Below are 18,107 nucleotides of genomic sequence, written 5' to 3'. Positions count from 1 at the left end.
AAGCGCTGATTTAACAGCGCTTCCGGGCGGTCAGTCCAGCAGCTGCGCCAGCAGGGCGCCGTGGGCCAGTTGCTGGTGCGCCTGCTGCAGGCGGTTGGCGCGGAATATCGCCTTGAGGTCTTCCAGGGCCACGTCGAAGTCGTCGTTGATCACCAGGTAATCGTATTCGACGTAGTGGCTCATCTCGCTGACGGCTTCGCGCATGCGCCGCTCGATGATCTCGGCGCTGTCCTGTCCCCGATTGTCCAGGCGCTGGCGCAGGGCTTCCTGGCTCGGCGGCAGGATGAAGACGGACTTGGCCTGGGGCATCAGGTGGCGGACCTGCTGGGCGCCCTGCCAGTCGATCTCGAGGATCAGGTCGAAACCTTCGGCGAGGGTCTTCTGCAGCCAGCGCTGCGAGGTGCCGTAGAGGTTGCCGAAGACCTCGGCGTGCTCCAGGAAGTCGCCGTGCTCGAGCATCTGCACGAACTGTTCGCGGCTGACGAAGTGGTAGTTGATGCCGTCCACCTCGCCCGGGCGCATGCCGCGGGTGGTGTGGGAGACCGATACGCGAATCTGCGGCTCGGCGTCGATCAGGGCCTTGACCAGGCTGGTCTTGCCGGCGCCGGAGGGCGCGGAAACGATGTAGAGGGTGCCGGGAGTGACGCTCATGTGTCTGTCTCTTACTCGATGTTCTGCACTTGTTCGCGCATCTGCTCGATCAACACCTTGAGGTTGACCGCCGCCTGGGTGGAGCGCGGGTCGAAGGCCTTGGAGCCCAGGGTGTTGGCTTCGCGGTTGAGTTCCTGCATCAGGAAGTCCAGGCGACGGCCTGCCGCGCCGCCGGCCTTGAGCACGCGGCGGACTTCGCCGACATGGGTGCTCAGGCGGTCCAGTTCTTCGGCGACGTCGCTCTTCTGCGCCAGCAGGACCAGTTCCTGCTCCAGGCGCTGGGGGTCCAGCTCCGCCTTCATCTCGCCGAAGCGGTCGAGGATCTTCTGGCGCTGGTTGGCGAGCATCTGCGGCACCAGCTTGCGCAGGGCCTCGACCTCCTCGAGGATGCCGTCGAGGCGCTCGTTGAGCAGCCGTGCCAGTTCGGCACCCTCGCGGGCGCGACCATTGCGCAGTTCCTCCAGGGCCTTGGCGAAGACGTCCAGGGCGGCAGCGTTGAGCGCCTGCGGGTCGGCCGAATCGGCGACCAGGACGCCCGGCCAGGCGAGGATCTCCAGGGGATTCAGCGGAGCCGGCTGCTTGACCAGCGCGGCGACGGCCTCGGCGGCCTCGACCAGTTGCGCGGCGCGTTCGCGGTCCACCTGCAGGGATTGGCTGGCATTTTCCTCGGCGAAACGCAGGGTGCATTCCACCTTGCCGCGGGAGATGCCCTGGCGCAGCGCTTCGCGCACTGCGCCTTCGAGGTCGCGGAAGGACTCGGGCAGGCGCAGGTGGGGCTCGAGGTAGCGATGGTTGACCGAGCGCAGTTCCCAGATCAGGGTGCCGTGGGTGCCTGCCTGCTCGACGCGGGCAAAGGCGGTCATGCTGTGCACCATGGGTTTCCTCTCGGTGTTGGCAGGGTTGAAGAGGGCGATTGTAGCCCAGAGCGGCGGCCCTCCCAACGCGGCGATGTCCCAGCGGCTGGCTGCCCTCTATAATGGCCGTCAGATTTTCCCCTCGACAGGTATTCCCAGATGAAACGTCCCAGTGGCCGCGCGGCTGACCAGCTGCGTTCGATCCGCATCACCCGCAACTACACCAAGCATGCCGAAGGCTCGGTGCTGGTCGAATTCGGGGATACCAAGGTGATCTGCACCGCCAGCGTCGAATCCGGCGTGCCGCGTTTCCTCAAGGGCCAGGGCCAGGGTTGGCTCACCGCCGAGTACGGCATGCTGCCGCGTGCCACCGGCGAGCGTAACCAGCGCGAGGCCAGCCGTGGCAAGCAGGGTGGCCGTACCCTGGAGATCCAGCGCCTGATCGGTCGCTCCCTGCGTGCCGCGCTGGACATGAGCAAGCTGGGCGAGAACACCATCTACCTGGATTGCGATGTGATCCAGGCCGACGGCGGCACCCGCACCGCGTCCATCACCGGCGCCATGGTCGCCCTGGTGGATGCGCTGAAGGTCCTGAAGAAGCGTGGCGCGCTGAAGGGCGAGCCGCTGAAGCAGATGGTCGCCGCCGTTTCCGTCGGCATCTACCAGGGCGAGCCGGTGCTGGACCTGGACTACCTTGAAGATTCCGCCGCCGAAACCGACCTGAACGTGGTCATGACCGATGCCGGCGGCTTCATCGAGGTACAGGGCACTGCCGAGGGCGCGCCCTTCCAGCCGGAAGAGCTGACCGCCATGCTGGCCCTGGCCAAGCAGGGCGTCACCGAGCTGTTCGAGCTGCAGCGCGCCGCGCTGGTCGACTGATCACCCACCCGAGGAAACACGCATGAATGAGCCAACCCAAGTTCCGCAGCCCAACCAGGAAGTTAGGCAATGGGCGATGTTCTGCCATTTCGCCGCTTTCCTTGGCGTGGTGCTGCCTTTCGGCAATCTGCTGGGCCCGCTGATTCTCTGGCAGGTGAAGAAGGACGTCGATCCGTTCATCGACCAGCAGGGCAAGGAAGCGCTGAATTTCCAGATCACCGTGACCCTCGCCGGCCTGCTGTGCATGCTGCTGATGCTGGTGCTGATCGGCTTCGTGCTGTTGCCGCTGGTGGGTCTGATAGCGCTGGTACTGACCATCATCGGTGGCATCAAGGCCAACGAAGGCCAGGCCTATCGCTATCCCTTCACCTGGCGCCCGGTGAAGTAGCCATCGCGGAAACGAAAAAGCCGGCTGATGCCGGCTTTTTTCATGCTTGCGATTTCAGATGCTCAGCAGCCAGTCGTAGTCGACGATCAGCGGCGCATGCTGGGAGAAGCGCGGCTGGCGCGGCAGGCGTGCGCTACGTACGGAGCGGCGCATCCCCGGCGTGAGGATGTGATAGTCGAAACGCCAACCGAGGTTGAGCATGTCGGCCTGCTCGCTGTCAGGCCACCAGCTGTACTGGTCGCCTTCGCGGCTGACTTCGCGCAGTGCGTCCACGTAACCCATGGTGCCGAACACCTCGTCCATCCACGCGCGCTCCGGCGCGAGGAAGCCGGGCAGTTGCTGGCAATCGCGCCAGTTCTTCACATCCAGCTTCTGGTGGGCGAGGTAAAGCGAGCCGCAATAGATGTACTCGCGGCGCTTGCGGCGCTGCTTGTTCAGGTAGTGGGTGAAGTCGTCCATGAACTTGAACTTGTGGTTCAGGTTCTCGTCGCCGCCCTGGCCCGAAGGCAGCAGCAGGGTGGCGATACTCACCTTGTCGAAGTCCGCCTGCAGGTAGCGCCCATAACGATCGCAGGTCTCGAAACCGAGACCCCAGATCACTGCCTTGGGTTGCAAACGCGAATAAAGCGCCACGCCGCCTTGGCTTGGCACTTCAGCATCGCTGGCATAGAGGAAATAGCCGTCCAGTTGGAAGGCCGGGTCGTCCAGATCAAAGGCAGAGGCGCGGGTGTCTTGCAGGCAGATCACGTCGGCATTCTGTGCTTGCAGCCAGCTGAGGAGTCCTCGCTCGGCTGCCGCATGAATACCATTCACGTTCACACTGATGATCCGCATAAATGGCCCCTAAAAACTCGTGCGTGTATGATACCCGAGCTCTTTCTATTTAGCTAAATCCGTGCCGTCCGGGGCTTTTACATGCAGGCGTATCAACGCGATTTCATTCGCTTCGCCATCGAACGCGGTGTACTGCGTTTCGGTGAGTTCACTCTCAAGTCCGGGCGTACCAGCCCTTATTTCTTCAATGCCGGCCTGTTCAACAGCGGGCTCGCGCTGTCGCAGCTGGGTCGCTTCTATGCGGCGGCGGTGGTCGACAGCGGCATTCCCTTCGATGTGCTGTTCGGGCCCGCCTACAAGGGCATTCCCCTGGCCGCCTCCACGGCGGTGGCGCTGGCCGAGCACCATGGCATCGACATCCCCTGGTGCTTCAACCGCAAGGAAGCCAAGGATCACGGCGAAGGCGGCACCCTGGTGGGCGCCCCGCTGGCAGGCCGCGTGCTGATCATCGATGACGTGATCACCGCCGGGACCGCGATCCGCGAGGTCATGCAGATCATCCAGGCGCAGCAGGCCCAGGCCGCCGGCGTGCTCATCGCCCTCAATCGCCAGGAGCGCGGCAAGGGCGAGCTGTCCGCCATCCAGGAAGTCGAGCGCGACTTCGGCATGCCGGTGGTGAGCATCGTCTCCCTGGAGCAGGTGCTGGAATATCTCGCAGGTGATGCTGAACTGAAGACGTATCTGCCAGCGGTCGAAAGCTACCGCGCCAGCTACGGAATCTGATTCGCCAACAACGACAGGGTGTCCCTATGCCGAAATCCGGTGCAGTCCGCTTTGCCTTGCTCATGGGTGTGTTGATGCCTGCTCTGGCGCAAGCCGAGCTCTATCGCTATACCAATGACAAGGGCGTGATTGTGCTCGACCGGCTCGGGGTGCCCTCGCAGTACATCGACAAGGGCTACGAGGTCCTCAACGACCAGGGCCGTGTGGTCAAGACCATACCGCCGGCGCCCACCCTGGAAGAGCGCAAGCGCATGCAGGAGGAAAAGGCCCGTGCCGGCTCCGATGCGCAGCTGCTGCGCCTTTACACCAGCGTCGAGGATGTCGATCGCGCTCTGCAGCGCAAGCTGGCCGAGCTCGACGGCCTGATCAGCGTGGCCCGTGGCAACCAGCAATCCCTGCGCACCCAGCAGGCCAACCTGCAGGCCCAGGCCGCCGACAACGAGCGTGCCGGGCGCCAGGTGCCGGAGCAACTGGTGTCGCAGATCGACAACCTGCGTGCCGAGCAGCAACGCCTGGAGCAGGACATCACCCGCTACCAGCAGGACCGCAAGAATGCCCAGGCCGGCTTCGCCGCCGACCGTGAGCGCCTGGCCCAGCTGCTGCAGCGCTGAGCCGCATCAACCCTCGGCGGCACGCCGCTCGAATGCCCTGACCTTCTCCCGCAGCCAGTCCGGCAGCCGCTTGCTGCTGCGGCTCGTGCCGTCCGCGTGGACGTAGACGATCTCGCCCGCCGTCAAGGCCGCCTCGCCGCGCCAGATACCGATGTTGAACGTGAGGCTCGAGCCCCCCAGCCGGCCTACCCGTACGCCGATGGACAGTTCGTCGTCGAAGCGCGCCGGGGCCAGGTATTCCAGGAGCGTGCGCACAGCGAAGAAGTCGCCGCCGTCCTGTGCCAGGTCCTCCGGGTAGCGAATGCCCAGCGCGCGGAAGTATTCGGTGATGCCGACGTCGGCATAGGTCAGGTAGTGGCCATTGAAGACGATGCCTTGCGGGTCCACTTCTGCCCAGCGCACGCGCAGCGGCATGAGGAAGGTGAAGTCGTTCAGGGAGGGGGGTGTGGCGGCCATGCTCGTGCTCCATGCAGTGAGCGGCCAGCTTCGACGCCCGGGCGCGCCACGGCAAGAGCGGAGATGGGTGGATCGCGGATATGAATAAGCCGGATCGCTCCGGCTTATTCGACTACCGCCTGGGCCTCGGGATGGCTCAGTGACGCTTGCGGTTGGAGATCAGGGTGCCGACGCCACTGTCGGTGAAGATCTCCAGCAGCACGGCGTTGGGCACGCGGCCGTCGATGATGTGGGCGCTGGTCACGCCGCCTTGCACCGCTTCGAGGGCACAGCGGATCTTCGGCAGCATGCCGCCGTAGATGGTGCCGTCGGCGATCAGCTCGTTGACCTGCTCGGTGGAGAGGCCGGTGAGCACCTGGCCCTGCTTGTCCATCAGGCCGGCGATGTTGGTCAGCAGCATCAGCTTCTCGGCTTTCAGCGCTTCCGCCACCTTGCCGGCCACCAGGTCGGCGTTGATGTTGTAGGACTCGCCATCCGGGCCCACGCCGATGGGCGCGATGACCGGGATGAAATTGCCCTTCACCAGCATGTTCAGCAGCTCGGTGTTGACCCCGGTGACTTCGCCCACATGGCCGATGTCGATGATTTCCGGCTGGGTCATCTCCGGCGTCTTGCGGCTGACGGTGAGCTTCTTGGCGCGGATCAGCTCCGCGTCCTTGCCGGTGAGGCCGATGGCGCTGCCGCCGTGGCGGTTGATCAGGTTGACGATGTCCTTGTTCACCTGGCCGCCGAGGACCATCTCCACGACGTCCATGGTCTGCGCGTCGGTGACGCGCATGCCGTCGATGAAGTGGCTCTCGATGGACAGGCGCTTGAGCAGGTCGCCGATCTGCGGGCCACCGCCATGCACGACCACCGGGTTGATGCCCACGGCCTTCATCAGGACCATGTCGCGGGCGAACCCGGCCTTCAGCTCGTCGCTCTCCATGGCGTTGCCGCCGTATTTCACGACCAGGGTCTTGCCGACGAAGCGGCGGATGTACGGCAACGCTTCGGACAGGACCTGGGCGACTTGGGATGCGGCGTCACGGCTGAGGGTCATGCAGGGCTCCGGTGGATCAGAACGGCAGGTTGATGTCGGGGGCTACGGTGTAGAGCTGGGCGCGGAACACTTCCTTGATGCGCTCGAGCTCCTCCTCGGTGTCCGCCTCGAAGCGCAGCACCAGCACCGGCGTGGTGTTGGAGGCGCGTACCAGGCCCCAGCCCTTGGGATAGTCGACGCGCACGCCGTCCAGGGTGGTGAGGTTGGCGTCGCCCCAGGTGCCGTCGCGCTGCAGGCGCTCGATCAGGCGGAACTTGTTCTCGTCGGTGACGGTGATGTTGATCTCCGGCGTCGAGATGTCGCTGGGGAAGGCGGAGAACACGTGCTCGGCGTCGCGCTTGTCCTGGCTGAGGATCTCCAGCAGGCGGGCGGCGCTGTAGATGCCGTCGTCGAAGCCGAACCAGCGCTCCTTGAAGAAGATGTGGCCGCTCATCTCGCCGGCCAGCAGCGCGCCGGTCTCCTTCATCTTCTTCTTGATCAGCGAGTGGCCGGTCTTCCACATCACCGGGCGGCCACCGTAGCCGCTGATCAGCGCGGTCAGGCGGCGGGTGCACTTGACGTCGAAGATGATGTCGGCGCCCGGATTGCGCGAGACGACGTCCTTGGCGAACAGCATCAGCAGGCGGTCGGGATAGATGATGGTGCCCTGGTTGGTCACCACGCCGACGCGGTCGCCGTCGCCGTCGAAGGCCAGGCCCAGGTCGGCCTTCTCTTCCTTCACCTTGGCGATCAGGTCGACCAGGTTCTCGGGCTTGCCCGGGTCCGGGTGGTGGTTGGGGAAGGTGCCGTCCACGTCGCAGTACAGCGGGATGACGGTGCAGCCCAGGGCTTCGATCAGTTGCGGGGCGATCACGCCGGCCACGCCGTTGCCGCAGTCCACCACCACCTTCATGGGCTTGGCCATGGCGATGTCGTCGCGGATCTGCTTGAAGTAGCGGTCGAGGATCTCGACCTGCTCGACGCTGCCGACGCCGCTGGCCAGGTCGTTTTCCTTGATGCGGGTGTGCAGCGCGGTGATCTGCTCGTTGGCCAGTGTCTCGCCGGCGACGACGATCTTGAAGCCGTTGTAGTCCGGCGGGTTGTGGCTGCCGGTGAGCATCACGCCGGACTTGCCGGCCAGCACGTTGGCGGCGTAGTAGAGCACCGGGGTCGGCACCATGCCGACATCGCTGACCTGGCAACCGCAGTCCAGCAGGCCCTGGATCAGCGCCTGCACCAGCTCGGGGCCGGAGAGGCGGCCGTCGCGGCCGACCGAGACGTTCGGTTCGCCACGGGCGAGGCTCTCGGAGCCGATGGCGCGGCCAACCCAGTAGGCGGTTTCGGCGGTCAGGGTATCGCCGACCACGCCACGGATGTCGTAGGCGCGGAAGATGCTTGCGGGCAGGGTGGGTGCTGCTTGCGGGGTGCTCATGGCGGGGGCTTGCTCCAATCCCAGGAGGTCCTGGTCTTCGTCGAGGATGTCGATATCGAGGATGTCGGTATCTTGGAAAAGCGGATCGGCCAACACGGGTGGCTCGATCATCTGGGCCGGGGCGGGGGTAACCGCCGGGCCGGGTTGCCGATCGCCGTTAGCGCTGCCCGCCGCCGGCTCAGACTTGCGCCGCGACTGTCGCGCGAGCGACTGGGCCAGGGCCTCAAGCGCCGACAGGCGCAGACTGAAGGCTTTGACGCTTTTGCCGCTGGAGAGTTCTTGCACCATCTGATTGAGCTGCACGACGTCCATGAGCAACTTGCGTTGCAGGCTGCCGCGCAGCAGATAGAGGCCGACCAGGGCTCCGGCCAGGGCCAGCAGCCCGGCGATGGCCAGCAGGATCGGCGACATGCCCGAATCGCTCAGTTGCGCGCCGGGGGTGAACGACAGCTTCCAGTTCGGGTTGCCGGTGTTCAGCGCGATGGGCGTGCCTTCGGCTTGCGCGCCGCGTGAGGCCAGGGTCTGCGCCGGGGCGTTGCCGAACTGCTGGGTGAATTGCAACTGGCCGACGCCATCGGGCAGCGGCGCGAGGGCGCCGAGCAGGCGTTCGAGGTCCACCACCAGCAGCAGGGTGCCCTGCACCGGTGAACTGTCGGTCAGGCGCAGTGGCGCGGCGCTGTAAACCAGCCAGCGCTGGCCGACCCGATAGGCTTCGGGCGCGGGCTTCTGCCCGGCCTCGACGCGGCGCAGCATGTCCAGGGCGGCGAAGTTCATCGGGGCTGCGCGCTGGCTGTTTTGCTGGGCCTGGCCTGGCAGGTTGAGGTGCGCGTCGACCACGGCGTTCCAGTAGCCGAGCCCGCGCTCGGCGGCCTGCACCTGGCCGGCATCACCGCTGTTCAGCGCCTCGGCCAGGGCCGGGTTGCGAGCGGCGGCGGCGGTATCGGCGACGAGCTGCGCCAGGGCCTGGCGCAGTGCACCGGCCTGGCTTTCACCCCAGGCCTGGCTGAGCTGGTTGCGTTGGGTCTGCTGGGCGCCGTTGATCAGCGCGGCCCAGAGCAGCACGCCAGCGGCGGCGACACCCAGGGCCGCGGCGATGGCGCCGGGCAGCAGCTCGCCCAGGCCCTTGTCCCGGGCTGGCGTCTTCTTTTCGGCAGGGCTGGCCAGGATCTCGGTGTCGGCGTCCTTGGCGTTGCGCTTGAAGAGTTTCACTGGAGGTCCCCCCCGCGGATCATCCTGAAGTCGTTCCGAATCAGTGGCTGCCGGAGTGACCGAAGCCGCCGGCGCCGCGCTGGCTTTCGTCGAACTGGTCGACCAGCTCGAAGTGCGCCTGCACGACTGGCACCAAGACTAGCTGAGCGATGCGCTCGCCGATGGCGATGGTGAAGGCGCTCTGGCCGCGGTTCCAGCAGGAGACCATCAGTTCGCCCTGGTAGTCGGAGTCGATCAGGCCGACCAGGTTGCCCAGCACGATGCCGTGCTTGTGGCCCAGGCCCGAGCGCGGAAGGATCAGCGCGGCGAGGCCCGGGTCGGCAATGTAGATGGACAGCCCGGTGGGGATCAGCACGGTCTGGCCCGGCTCCAGGGTCAGGTCTTCCTTGAGCATGGCGCGCAGGTCGAGGCCGGCGGAGCCCGGGGTGGCGTACTGGGGCAGCGGGAAGTCGCGGCCGATGCGGGGGTCGAGGATCTTTGCTTGCAGTGAGTGCATGGGGTCTCAGGCCTGGTTGAGGCGTTCGGCGATGAAGGCGATCAGCTGGCGGGCGATCTTGCCCTTGCTGGTCTGCGCGAAGCTGTTCTGGTGCAGCGCGCGATCGATGATGGTGATCGCGTTTTCCTCGCTGTTGAAGCCGATGCTGGGGTTGGCCACATCATTGGCGACGATCAGGTCGAGGTTCTTGTCCTTGAGCTTGCGCGAGGCGTATTCGAGCAGGTTCTCGGTCTCGGCGGCGAAGCCCACGCTGAAGGGGCGATCGGCACGCCCGGCGAGGGTCGCGAGGATATCCGGGTTGCGCACCAGTTGCAGCAGCAGGCCTTCGCCGCTGGTGGGGTCCTTCTTCATTTTGTGCGCCGCCACCACTTCCGGGCGGTAGTCGGCCACGGCGGCCGCCGCGATCAGCAGGTCGCAGGGCATCGCCGCCTCGCAGGCCGCGAGCATGTCGCGGGCGCTGACCACGTCGATGCGGTTGACCCGGTCGGGAGTGGGCAGGTGCACGGGGCCGGTGATCAGGGTGACCTTGGCGCCCGCCTCCACCGCCGCTTCGGCGAGGGCGAAGCCCATCTTCCCGGAGCTGTGGTTGGTGATGTAGCGCACCGGGTCGATGTTCTCCTGGGTCGGGCCGGCGGTGATCAGCACGTGGCGGCCGGTCAGGGCCTTGTGCTGGAACAGATCGGCGGCCGCCTGGGCGAGCTGGTCGGCTTCGAGCATGCGGCCCAGGCCGACGTCGCCGCAGGCCTGGCTGCCGGCGGCCGGGCCGAACAGGTGCAGGCCACGCTTGGCCAGGGCTTCGGCATTGGCCTGGGTGGCCGGGTCGCGCCACATGGCCTGGTTCATCGCCGGGGCCAGGGCGACCGGCGCATCGGTGGCCAGCACCAGGGTGGTCAGCAGGTCGTCGGCGACGCCCTGGGTCAGGCGCGCCATCAGGTCGGCGGTAGCGGGGGCGATCAGCACCAGGTCGGCCCAGCGCGCCAGCTCGATATGGCCCATGGCCGCTTCGGCGGCGGGGTCGAGCAGGTCCAGGTGCACCGGGTGGCCGGAAAGGGCCTGGAGGGTCAGCGGGGTGATGAACTCGCGCCCGCCATGGGTCATCACCACCCGTACTTCCGCGCCCTGGTCGCGCAGGCGGCGAACCAGCTCCGCGCTCTTGTAGGCCGCAATGCCGCCGCCCACGCCCAGTACGATGCGTTTCCGATAGAGCCGCTGCATAGGCCTGCCTTATGGATGTTTGAATTTGCGCTGCGGCGACGACGCCTCCCCAGGCCAATCGCCGCGCAAAAAAGGTGGATTAAGATAGCACAGCGACCGCATGGGAACAGCGGCCCCGCTCAACCACGGAGGTGCCATGAGCATCCGTCACTGGCCTGCGGCGGAGCGCCCGCGGGAGAAGCTTCTCGAACAGGGCGCGGCGGCCCTCACCGACGCCGAACTCCTCGCCATTTTCCTGCGTACCGGGGTCTCCGGGCAGAGCGCGGTCGACCTCGCCCGCCACCTGCTCAACGACTTCGGCGGCCTGCGTCCCCTGCTGGAGGCAGACATCGATTCCTTCTGCCTCCGGCTCGGCCTCGGGCCGGCCAAGTACGCGCAATTGCAGGCCGTGCTGGAGATGGCGCGGCGGCACCTGGCTGAAGGATTGCGCCGCGATTCGGTGCTGGAGAGTCCTCAGGCCGTGCGTGATTACCTGAAGGCGCAGCTGCGCCACGAACCCCACGAGCTGTTCGGCTGCCTGTTCCTCGACTCCAGGCACCGGGTACTGGCCTTCGAGGTGCTGTTCCATGGCTCCATCGATGGCGCCAGCGTCTACCCGCGCCAGGTGGTCAAGCGCGCGTTGGCGCATAACGCTGCCGCGCTGATCCTCACCCACAACCATCCGTCCGGGGTCGCCGAGCCGAGCCAGGCCGACCGTGCGCTGACCCAGCGCCTGAAGGAGGCGTTGGCGCTGGTCGAGGTGCGGGTGCTGGACCACTTCGTGGTGGGTGATGGCGAGCCGCTGTCGATGGCCGAGTACGGTTGGCTCTAGGGTGCGTCGACTTGGCGCTGGATGGCTGCCAGCAGGCGGCGGCGGATCAGCCCGCTGGCCGGTCGGATGGCCAGCCAGTAAGGGGTGAAGAGCAGGCGGCTGCGGCGGTCCGGGCAGTGCACGCGGGTCTCGGTGTGCAGGACGATGCCGCCGTCGGTGCCGGGGCTGCAGTGGAAGCCCATGAGCAGCTTGGCGACACCGGGCTCGGCATAGGCGCTGAAGGCATTGGCGTCATCCACCCGCTCCAGCCCGAAGTCGCTGCGCCAGAAACGGCCGATCAATCCATAGGCCAGTGCCTGGTCGGCGTCCCGCTCCAGCAGGGTGAACTCGTGCAGCCCGAACGGCGGCCGGTCCTTGAGGCGGTTCTCGCGCCCCAGTGCCCCGGCCAGGCGGGCCGGCGCCTCGCGGATGCGCAGCAGGGTGCGCACCAGCGGGTCGTCATGCACGGTGAGATCGCCCACCGCGTCCAGCGCCTGCCGCGCGGTTGCCCGCAACGGCAGCTGGTGCCGCTCGACGAATTGGAAGTGCGGCAGATAGCGCTCGCCCAGCTCCATCAGGGCTTCACGCTGACGTGGGAGAAGTCCTGGCGACCGAAGGGGTTGGCCTGGTAGCCGTCGACGCCGGAGCGGGCCAGGGCGAAGGCGGTGGGGTGTGCCAGCGGCAACCACAGGGCCTGCTCCTGGATGATCTGCTGCGCCTTTATATAGAGGATGCTGCGGTCGGCCTGGCTGCCCTGGGTCTTGCCGTCGCTGATCAGCTTGTCCAGCGCAGCGTCGCAGTAGCGCGCGAAGTTGAGGCCGGACTGCACCGAGGCGCAGGAGAATTGCGGGGTGAGGAAGTTGTCCGGGTCGCCATTGTCACCGGCCCAGCCCATGAACAGCAGGTCGTGCTCGCCGGCCTTGGCGCGACGGATCAGCTCGCCCCACTCGATCACGCGGATCTCGGCCTGGATGCCGACCTTGGCCAGGTCGGCCTGCAGCAGTTGGGCGCCAAGGCTGGGGTTGGGGTTGAGCAGGCTGCCGGAGGGGCGTGTCCAGATCGTGGTCTTGAAGCCGTCCTTGAAGCCGGCTTCGGCCAGCAGTGCGCGAGCCTTCTCCGGGTCGTGGGGGTAGCCGGGCAGGTCCTTGGCATAGCTCCAGGTGTTGGGCGGGTATGGGCCGCTGGCGGCGCTGGCGCTGCCCTCGAACACCGCTTTCAGGTAGCTCTGCTTGTCGAAGGCGAGGTTGATGGCCTGGCGCACCCTGGCCTGGTCCAGCGGTGGGTGCTGGCTGTTGATGCCGACGAAGGCCGTCATGAAGGCCGGGGTCTGCAGCACCTTGAGGCTGGCATCCTGGCTCGCGGCCTGGACATCCAGCGGCTTGGGCGAGAGGGCGATCTGGCATTCGCCGCGGCGCAGCTTCTGCAGGCGCACGTTGGCGTCGGGGGTGATGGCGAAGATCAGCCCGTCCACCTTCGGCTTGCCGGCGAAGTAGTCCGGGTTGGCGGCGTAGCGCACGGCTGCGTCCTTCTGGAAGCGCTTGAAGACGAAGGGGCCGGTGCCGATCGGCTGGGCGTTGAGCTTCTCCGGCGTGCCGGCCTGCATCAACTGCCCGGCGTACTCGGCGGAATAGATGGAGGCGAAGCCCATGCTCAGGGTGGCGAGGAAGGTGGCGTCAGGCTTGTTCAGGGTGAAGCGCACCTGCAGCGGGCCGACCTTGTCGATGGCCTTGACCAGCTGCGGCAATTGCATCGACTGGGCGTGGGGGAAGCCGCTCTGGGCCACCTTGTGCCAGGGGTGGGCGGTGTCGAGCATGCGCTGGAAGCTGAACAGCACGTCATCGGCATCCAGTTCGCGGCTGGGCTTGAAGTACTCGGTGGCATGGAAGCGCACGCCAGGGCGCAGCGTGAAGAGGTAGCTCAGGCCATCGGGCGAGACCTCCCACTGCTGCGCCAGGCCCGGGACCAGTTCACCGCGCTGGGCATCGAACTCCACCAGGCGATTCATCAGCATGTCGGCGGAGGCGTTGGTGGTGGTCAGCGAGTTGTACTGCACCACGTCGAAGCCCTCGGGGCTGGCCTCGGTGCAGACGCTCAGGCTGGCTGCCTGGGCGAGCAGCGGGGCGAACAGCAGGGGCAGGGCGGCGAGACGCATGGGGTGCTCCTTGTGCGAGGGCCCGGGGCGGGCTGCGGGCGAAGGCCTTACGCTAGACCATGGCCGGAGCCGGAGCAACGCGCTTTTGGCGACGAGCGGTCATTTTTCATGCAGGCCGCACCGATGCGGCCGCAGGCGCCCCCTGCGTTGCCTGGCCTTTCGCCCGGATGCCGCAGCCCTTGCTGCTCCAGGGGGTTTCTGATATAAAGCAGCGCTCTTTTCTAGGGGCCCGGTCTTTCGCAGTCTTTGTGTGGCCGGTAAGACCCTGACGAGACGGGCGCTAAAACGCCCACAAGTGAGAGTTCAAGCGGCCAACCCATGCCGGGTTGGGCATGAGGTTTAGAGGGCTGAGGCATGTCTAGAGTCTGTCAAGTAACCGGTAAGGGTCCGGTTACCGGGAATAACATTTCCCACGCAAACAACAAAACCCGTCGTCGTTTCCTGCCGAACCTGCAGCACCACCGCTTCTGGGTCGAGTCCGAGAAGCGCTTCGTGCGTCTGCGCGTTTCCGCCAAGGGCATGCGTATCATCGACAAGCGTGGTATCGACGTAGTTCTCTCCGAACTGCGCGCCCGCGGCGAGAAGGTATAAGGAGCTAATCATGCGTGAACTGATCCGTTTGGTGTCCAGCGCCGGTACCGGCCACTTCTACACCACCGACAAGAACAAGCGCACTACTCCCGACAAGATCGAAATCAAGAAATTCGATCCGGTCGTGCGTAAGCACGTGATCTACAAGGAAGCCAAGATCAAGTAATTGATCCGGCCCTTGTCGAAGAAGCCCGCCTACATGGCGGGCTTTTTCATGCCCGCGATTTGCCGTCGACTGCGACGACACCCATAAAAAAGCCCGCTTGCGCGGGCTCAAGGGGGTGACAAGCATGGAGGTGAAGCGGTGGATCACTTGGCCTGTTCGAAGATCACATAGACCTTGCGGCAGGCCTCGAGCACTTCCCAGGTGCCGGAGAAGCCGGCCGGGATGACGAAGCGGTCGCCGGCGCGAACGGTCTTGGCATTGCCGGCGGCGTCGCGGATGACGGAGACGCCCTGGAGGATCTCGCAGTATTCGTGTTCGGTGTAGTTCACCGTCCACTGGCCGATGGCGCCCTCCCAGATCCCTACGTTGAACTGCCCGCACGGGCTGCCGTAGTGGTTGCGCACGCTCTGCTCCGGGTCGCCCTTGAGGATTTTCTCGGGGGCGGGACGGTAGTGTTCGGCGGCGGCTGGGCTGTTGGCGAAGTCGACGATGGATTCGATGTTCATGGCGGTTCCGTTGCGGCTGGCGGATGGCCCTCGTTCGTTGGGCCTGTTTTTTATTCTGCCCGGCTGTGGGGTCTTTCCACGCTCCCGAAGAGTGAAAGGAAAAACGCCTGGGCGATCCGACTTGGAGTCTATGTTTAATAAAACGAACATGACAAGGGCGTTTGGCTGAATTTTGTCAAAAATATTGAAAATCCAGGGCCCTCTGGTTTAGGGTTGCGATCAGGTCCGGCCGCATGCCGGCCTTGCAGAATTCTTGACAGTGCCGGGTCTGGAATCCGGCACTTATCGACTAATAAGAGGAACGCCCCATGACCACCCTGACTCGCGCCGACTGGGAACAGCGCGCCAAGTCCCTGCAGATCGAAACCCGCGCCTTCATTCATGGCGAGTACACCCACGCCGTCTCCGGCGCGACCTTCGACTGCATCAGCCCGGTGGATGGGCGCGTGCTGGGCCAGGTCGCCAGCTGCGACCTGGCCGATGCCGAACTGGCGGTGAAGGATGCCCGTGCCGTCTTCGAGTCCGGTGTCTGGTCGCGCCTGGCGCCCACCGCGCGCAAGGCGGTGATGATCCGCTTCGCCGACCTGATCGACGCCCATGCCCAAGAGCTGGCGCTGCTGGAAACCCTGGACATGGGCAAACCGATCAGCGACTCGCTGAACATCGACGTCTCCAGCGCCTCCCGCGCCATCCGCTGGAGCGGCGAGGCCATCGACAAGATCTATGACGAAGTCGCCGCCACCCCGCACAACGAGCTGGGCCTGGTGACCCGCGAGCCGGTGGGCGTTGTCGCCGCCATCGTGCCGTGGAACTTCCCCCTGCTGATGACCTGCTGGAAGCTCGGCCCGGCGCTGTCCACCGGCAACTCGGTGATCCTCAAGCCGTCCGAGAAGTCGCCGCTGACCGCCATCCGCATCGCCCAGCTGGCCATCGAGGCCGGCATCCCCGCCGGCGTGTTCAACGTCCTGCCGGGCTTCGGCCATACCGTGGGCAAGGCCCTGGCGCTGCACATGGACGTCGACACCCTGGTGTTCACCGGCTCCACCAAGATCGCCAAGCAGCTGATGGTCTACGCCGGCGAATCCAACATGAAGCGCGTCTGGCTGGAAGCCGGCGGCAAGAGCCCGAACATCGTCTTCGCCGACGCGCCGGACCTGCAGGCCGCCGCCGAGGCCGCCGCGGGCGCCATCGCCTTCAACCAGGGCGAAGTCTGCACCGCCGGTTCGCGCCTGCTGGTGGAGCGTTCGATCAAGGACAAGTTCGTGCCCATGGTGGTCGAGGCGATCAAGGCCTGGAAGCCGGGCAACCCGCTGGACCCGGAAACCAACGTCGGTGCCCTGGTCGACACCACCCAGATGAACAACGTGCTGTCCTACATCCAGGCCGGCCATGACGACGGCGCCAAGCTGGTGGCCGGCGGCAAGCGCGTGATGGAGGAAACCGGCGGCACCTACGTCGAGCCGACCATCTTCGACGGCGTGGACAACGCCATGCGCATCGCCAAGGAAGAAATCTTCGGCCCGGTGCTCTCGGTGATCGCCTTCGACGACGTCGAGGACGCCATCGCCATTGCCAATGACACCGTCTATGGCCTGGCTGCCGCGGTGTGGACCAGCAACCTGTCCAAGGCCCACCTGACCGCCAAGGCACTGCGCGCCGGCAGCGTCTGGGTCAACCAGTACGACGGTGGCGACATGACCGCGCCCTTCGGCGGCTTCAAGCAGTCGGGCAACGGCCGCGACAAGTCGCTGCACGCCTTCGACAAGTACACCGAGCTGAAAGCCACCTGGATCAAGCTCTGAACCAGGGCGGCGCGACCGCCCCATAAAGGTCCGCCTTCCTTCGGGAGGGCCGGCTCCACGGAGCCAAGCCTGCGGCCGGGTTTCCTTCACAGGAGCCCGGCCGTTTTTGCTTTTCTGCCTGCCAGGATCCTCCGGGATACCGGCCCATGGAATGGAGGACACCTGCATGCGTTGGGGGACCTACTTCGCCGTCTGCGGCGCGGTGATCAGCATCGGGCTCGCGCTGGGGGTGACCATGCCCCTGGTCTCGCTGCGCCTGGAAAGCTGGGGCTACGACGCCTTCGCCATCGGCGTGATGGCCGGCACCCCGGCGGTCGGCGTGCTGCTCGGTGCCTCCCTGGCCGGCCGGCTGGCCGCGCGTTTCGGTACCACGACCCTGATGCAGCTGTGCCTGCTGGTCAGTGCCGTGTCGGTGGCGATGCTGGCGCTGGTGCAGAGCTACCCGATCTGGCTGGCCCTGCGCCTGTTCATCGGCGTGGCGCTGACCGTGGTGTTCATCCTCGGCGAGAGCTGGATCAACCAGTTGGCGGTGGAGAAGTGGCGCGGTCGCCTGGTGGCGCTCTACGGCACCGGCTACGCGCTCAGCCAGCTGTCCGGGCCGCTGCTGCTCAGCGTGCTGGGCACCGGCAACGACCTCGGCTTCTGGACCGGCACCGGGCTGCTGGTGGGCGGTTCGCTGATGCTCCTCGGGCGCACCGGCGCGCCCAGCGTCGACGCCCACAGCGCCTCCGGGCGCGGGTTGCTGACCTTCTGCACGCGGCTGCCGACCATCGCCTGGGCGGTGGTCCTGTTCGCCGCCTTCGAGGCGATGATGCTGACCCTGCTGCCCATCTACGGGCTGCGCCAGGGCTTCAACCAGGAGATCGCACTGCTCATGGCCAGCGTGGTGGTGGTCGGCGATGCGGCACTGCAGCTGCCCATCGGCCTGCTGGCGGATCACATGTCGCGGCGCACGCTGTTCCGTGGCTGCGGGCTGGCCCTGCTGGTGTCGAGCCTGAGCATCCCGCTGTTCCTGCACACGCCGTTGATCTGGCCGATCTGGATCGTGTTCGGCGCCAGCGCGGGCGGGCTCTTCACCCTGGCGCTGATCCTCATCGGCGAGCGTTACCGCGACGATGAACTGGTCCGCGCCAATGCCCACGTCGCGCAGCTCTGGGGGATCGGTTGCCTGATCGGCCCGCTGGTGACCGGCGCCGCCAGCCAGTGGATCAGCGGCCATGCCCTGCCGCTGATGATGGCCATCGGCGCGGCCGGCTTCGTCTGGCTGGCCTGGACCCGCGAGCTGTTCGACGACGAGGGCGAAGAGTCGGCCGTCGCGGGCAGCCGCTGAG

Annotated in this window: 20 protein-coding genes; 9 read left to right on the top strand and 11 right to left on the bottom strand. The window is 66.2% G+C overall.

The features are described from left to right. Nucleotides 1-30: 30 nt before the first annotated feature. Together gmk and WFQ67_RS01780 are read right to left on the bottom strand one after the other, a co-directional pair. The gene (gmk, locus tag WFQ67_RS01785; protein WP_337056029.1) at nucleotides 31-651 is read right to left on the bottom strand and encodes a guanylate kinase; all 621 of its coding nucleotides are present in this window, start codon (nucleotides 649-651) and stop codon (nucleotides 31-33) included. A gap of 11 nt (nucleotides 652-662) precedes the next feature. Beyond that, nucleotides 663-1,526 carry a YicC/YloC family endoribonuclease gene (locus WFQ67_RS01780; RefSeq protein WP_173178548.1) on the bottom strand — a complete coding sequence of 288 codons (864 nt, stop codon included), beginning with the start codon at nucleotides 1,524-1,526 and terminating at the stop codon, nucleotides 663-665. Nucleotides 1,527-1,664: 138 nt separating this feature from the next. Here WFQ67_RS01780 and rph point away from each other — a divergent pair, with 138 nt between their 5' ends. Both rph and WFQ67_RS01770 read left to right on the top strand, forming a co-directional pair. Beyond that, on the top strand, nucleotides 1,665-2,384 hold the full coding sequence (gene rph, locus WFQ67_RS01775; RefSeq protein WP_111262954.1) for a ribonuclease PH: 720 nt from the start codon (nucleotides 1,665-1,667) through the stop codon (nucleotides 2,382-2,384). Nucleotides 2,385-2,406: 22 nt separating this feature from the next. Next, a complete protein-coding gene (locus tag WFQ67_RS01770; protein WP_111262955.1) occupies nucleotides 2,407-2,772 on the top strand; it encodes a DUF4870 domain-containing protein in 366 nt (121 codons plus the stop codon). Nucleotides 2,773-2,826: 54 nt separating this feature from the next. Here the strand turns inward: WFQ67_RS01770 and WFQ67_RS01765 are convergent, their stop codons facing one another. Next, nucleotides 2,827-3,606 (bottom strand): exodeoxyribonuclease III, encoded by a 780-nt coding sequence (locus WFQ67_RS01765; RefSeq protein WP_031287526.1) that lies wholly within the window; start codon nucleotides 3,604-3,606, stop codon nucleotides 2,827-2,829. An 81-nt stretch (nucleotides 3,607-3,687) separates the two neighbouring features. On the opposite strand from WFQ67_RS01765, the gene pyrE reads away from it, so the two are divergent. Further along, nucleotides 3,688-4,329, top strand: coding sequence for an orotate phosphoribosyltransferase (gene pyrE / locus WFQ67_RS01760; RefSeq protein ID WP_111262956.1), 642 nt, complete (start codon nucleotides 3,688-3,690; stop codon nucleotides 4,327-4,329). A 26-nt stretch (nucleotides 4,330-4,355) separates the two neighbouring features. Further along, complete coding sequence (locus WFQ67_RS01755; protein ID WP_173178546.1) at nucleotides 4,356-4,940, top strand: DUF4124 domain-containing protein; 585 nt, start codon at nucleotides 4,356-4,358, stop codon at nucleotides 4,938-4,940. Nucleotides 4,941-4,946: 6 nt separating this feature from the next. Here WFQ67_RS01755 and WFQ67_RS01750 read toward each other — a convergent pair whose 3' ends face one another. From WFQ67_RS01750 to coaBC, 5 genes are all read right to left on the bottom strand, one after another. Further along, nucleotides 4,947-5,396 carry an acyl-CoA thioesterase gene (locus WFQ67_RS01750; protein ID WP_213627612.1) on the bottom strand — a complete coding sequence of 150 codons (450 nt, stop codon included), beginning with the start codon at nucleotides 5,394-5,396 and terminating at the stop codon, nucleotides 4,947-4,949. Nucleotides 5,397-5,532: 136 nt separating this feature from the next. Continuing rightward, nucleotides 5,533-6,438, bottom strand: coding sequence for an acetylglutamate kinase (argB, locus tag WFQ67_RS01745; protein ID WP_111262959.1), 906 nt, complete (start codon nucleotides 6,436-6,438; stop codon nucleotides 5,533-5,535). Between the two features lie 16 nt (nucleotides 6,439-6,454). Next, nucleotides 6,455-9,058, bottom strand: coding sequence for a phosphomannomutase/phosphoglucomutase (locus WFQ67_RS30310; RefSeq protein WP_442969563.1), 2,604 nt, complete (start codon nucleotides 9,056-9,058; stop codon nucleotides 6,455-6,457). Nucleotides 9,059-9,098: 40 nt separating this feature from the next. Beyond that, nucleotides 9,099-9,554 carry a dUTP diphosphatase gene (gene dut, locus WFQ67_RS01735; RefSeq protein WP_111262961.1) on the bottom strand — a complete coding sequence of 152 codons (456 nt, stop codon included), beginning with the start codon at nucleotides 9,552-9,554 and terminating at the stop codon, nucleotides 9,099-9,101. 6 nt (nucleotides 9,555-9,560) lie between these two features. After that, nucleotides 9,561-10,769 (bottom strand): bifunctional phosphopantothenoylcysteine decarboxylase/phosphopantothenate--cysteine ligase CoaBC, encoded by a 1,209-nt coding sequence (coaBC, locus tag WFQ67_RS01730; protein ID WP_111262962.1) that lies wholly within the window; start codon nucleotides 10,767-10,769, stop codon nucleotides 9,561-9,563. 136 nt (nucleotides 10,770-10,905) lie between these two features. On the opposite strand from coaBC, the gene radC reads away from it, so the two are divergent. Then, the gene (gene radC / locus WFQ67_RS01725; protein WP_111262963.1) at nucleotides 10,906-11,580 is read left to right on the top strand and encodes a RadC family protein; all 675 of its coding nucleotides are present in this window, start codon (nucleotides 10,906-10,908) and stop codon (nucleotides 11,578-11,580) included. Here radC and WFQ67_RS01720 read toward each other — a convergent pair. Beyond that, a complete protein-coding gene (locus WFQ67_RS01720; RefSeq protein ID WP_337056028.1) occupies nucleotides 11,577-12,134 on the bottom strand; it encodes a hypothetical protein in 558 nt (185 codons plus the stop codon). The two genes, radC and WFQ67_RS01720, sit on opposite strands and share 4 nt — an antisense overlap. After that, nucleotides 12,134-13,711: an ABC transporter substrate-binding protein gene (locus WFQ67_RS01715; protein WP_337056027.1), complete on the bottom strand. Its 1,578-nt coding sequence runs from the start codon at nucleotides 13,709-13,711 to the stop codon at nucleotides 12,134-12,136. The genes WFQ67_RS01720 and WFQ67_RS01715 overlap by 1 nt, the downstream gene beginning before the upstream one ends. Nucleotides 13,712-14,065: 354 nt before the next feature. Between WFQ67_RS01715 and rpmB the strand changes: the two genes are divergently transcribed. Continuing rightward, nucleotides 14,066-14,302 carry a 50S ribosomal protein L28 gene (gene rpmB, locus WFQ67_RS01710; RefSeq protein WP_039806568.1) on the top strand — a complete coding sequence of 79 codons (237 nt, stop codon included), beginning with the start codon at nucleotides 14,066-14,068 and terminating at the stop codon, nucleotides 14,300-14,302. A gap of 10 nt (nucleotides 14,303-14,312) precedes the next feature. Continuing rightward, entirely contained in the window at nucleotides 14,313-14,468 is a 156-nt protein-coding gene (gene rpmG, locus WFQ67_RS01705; protein ID WP_003457707.1) for a 50S ribosomal protein L33, read from the top strand. A gap of 143 nt (nucleotides 14,469-14,611) precedes the next feature. Here rpmG and WFQ67_RS01700 read toward each other — a convergent pair whose 3' ends face one another. Further along, nucleotides 14,612-14,974, bottom strand: coding sequence for a cupin domain-containing protein (locus WFQ67_RS01700; protein ID WP_111262965.1), 363 nt, complete (start codon nucleotides 14,972-14,974; stop codon nucleotides 14,612-14,614). Between the two features lie 308 nt (nucleotides 14,975-15,282). On the opposite strand from WFQ67_RS01700, the gene WFQ67_RS01695 reads away from it, so the two are divergent. Next, nucleotides 15,283-16,776, top strand: a complete 1,494-nt coding sequence (locus tag WFQ67_RS01695) for an aldehyde dehydrogenase (protein ID WP_173178541.1) — start codon at nucleotides 15,283-15,285, stop codon at nucleotides 16,774-16,776. 166 nt (nucleotides 16,777-16,942) lie between these two features. Next, the gene (locus tag WFQ67_RS01690; protein WP_337056026.1) at nucleotides 16,943-18,106 is read left to right on the top strand and encodes an MFS transporter; all 1,164 of its coding nucleotides are present in this window, start codon (nucleotides 16,943-16,945) and stop codon (nucleotides 18,104-18,106) included. Nucleotide 18,107 lies beyond the last annotated feature (1 nt).

The sequence above is a fragment of the Pseudomonas sp. USHLN015 genome (assembly GCF_037153275.1).
In the GTDB taxonomy this organism is placed as follows: domain Bacteria; phylum Pseudomonadota; class Gammaproteobacteria; order Pseudomonadales; family Pseudomonadaceae; genus Metapseudomonas; species Metapseudomonas tohonis.
Note: the sequence above shows the minus strand (reverse complement) of the source record. Positions and strands in the feature narration are given on the sequence as shown.

Excerpts from the sequence above, each read along its gene's own strand:
- argB (WP_111262959.1), bottom strand. The coding sequence starts at position 6,438 with ATGACCCTCAGCCGTGACGCCGCATCCCAAGTCGCCCAGGTCCTGTCC.
- WFQ67_RS01700 (WP_111262965.1), bottom strand. The coding sequence starts at position 14,974 with ATGAACATCGAATCCATCGTCGACTTCGCCAACAGCCCAGCCGCCGCC.
- rph (WP_111262954.1), top strand. The coding sequence starts at position 1,665 with ATGAAACGTCCCAGTGGCCGCGCGGCTGACCAGCTGCGTTCGATCCGC.
- WFQ67_RS01765 (WP_031287526.1), bottom strand. The coding sequence starts at position 3,606 with ATGCGGATCATCAGTGTGAACGTGAATGGTATTCATGCGGCAGCCGAG.
- WFQ67_RS01755 (WP_173178546.1), top strand. The coding sequence starts at position 4,356 with ATGCCGAAATCCGGTGCAGTCCGCTTTGCCTTGCTCATGGGTGTGTTG.
- WFQ67_RS01780 (WP_173178548.1), bottom strand. The coding sequence starts at position 1,526 with ATGGTGCACAGCATGACCGCCTTTGCCCGCGTCGAGCAGGCAGGCACC.
- rpmB (WP_039806568.1), top strand. The coding sequence starts at position 14,066 with ATGTCTAGAGTCTGTCAAGTAACCGGTAAGGGTCCGGTTACCGGGAAT.
- WFQ67_RS01690 (WP_337056026.1), top strand. The coding sequence starts at position 16,943 with ATGCGTTGGGGGACCTACTTCGCCGTCTGCGGCGCGGTGATCAGCATC.
- WFQ67_RS01720 (WP_337056028.1), bottom strand. The coding sequence starts at position 12,134 with ATGGAGCTGGGCGAGCGCTATCTGCCGCACTTCCAATTCGTCGAGCGG.
- WFQ67_RS01715 (WP_337056027.1), bottom strand. The coding sequence starts at position 13,711 with ATGCGTCTCGCCGCCCTGCCCCTGCTGTTCGCCCCGCTGCTCGCCCAG.
- gmk (WP_337056029.1), bottom strand. The coding sequence starts at position 651 with ATGAGCGTCACTCCCGGCACCCTCTACATCGTTTCCGCGCCCTCCGGC.
- radC (WP_111262963.1), top strand. The coding sequence starts at position 10,906 with ATGAGCATCCGTCACTGGCCTGCGGCGGAGCGCCCGCGGGAGAAGCTT.
- WFQ67_RS01750 (WP_213627612.1), bottom strand. The coding sequence starts at position 5,396 with ATGGCCGCCACACCCCCCTCCCTGAACGACTTCACCTTCCTCATGCCG.
- pyrE (WP_111262956.1), top strand. The coding sequence starts at position 3,688 with ATGCAGGCGTATCAACGCGATTTCATTCGCTTCGCCATCGAACGCGGT.
- coaBC (WP_111262962.1), bottom strand. The coding sequence starts at position 10,769 with ATGCAGCGGCTCTATCGGAAACGCATCGTACTGGGCGTGGGCGGCGGC.
- WFQ67_RS01695 (WP_173178541.1), top strand. The coding sequence starts at position 15,283 with ATGACCACCCTGACTCGCGCCGACTGGGAACAGCGCGCCAAGTCCCTG.
- rpmG (WP_003457707.1), top strand. The coding sequence starts at position 14,313 with ATGCGTGAACTGATCCGTTTGGTGTCCAGCGCCGGTACCGGCCACTTC.
- WFQ67_RS01770 (WP_111262955.1), top strand. The coding sequence starts at position 2,407 with ATGAATGAGCCAACCCAAGTTCCGCAGCCCAACCAGGAAGTTAGGCAA.
- dut (WP_111262961.1), bottom strand. The coding sequence starts at position 9,554 with ATGCACTCACTGCAAGCAAAGATCCTCGACCCCCGCATCGGCCGCGAC.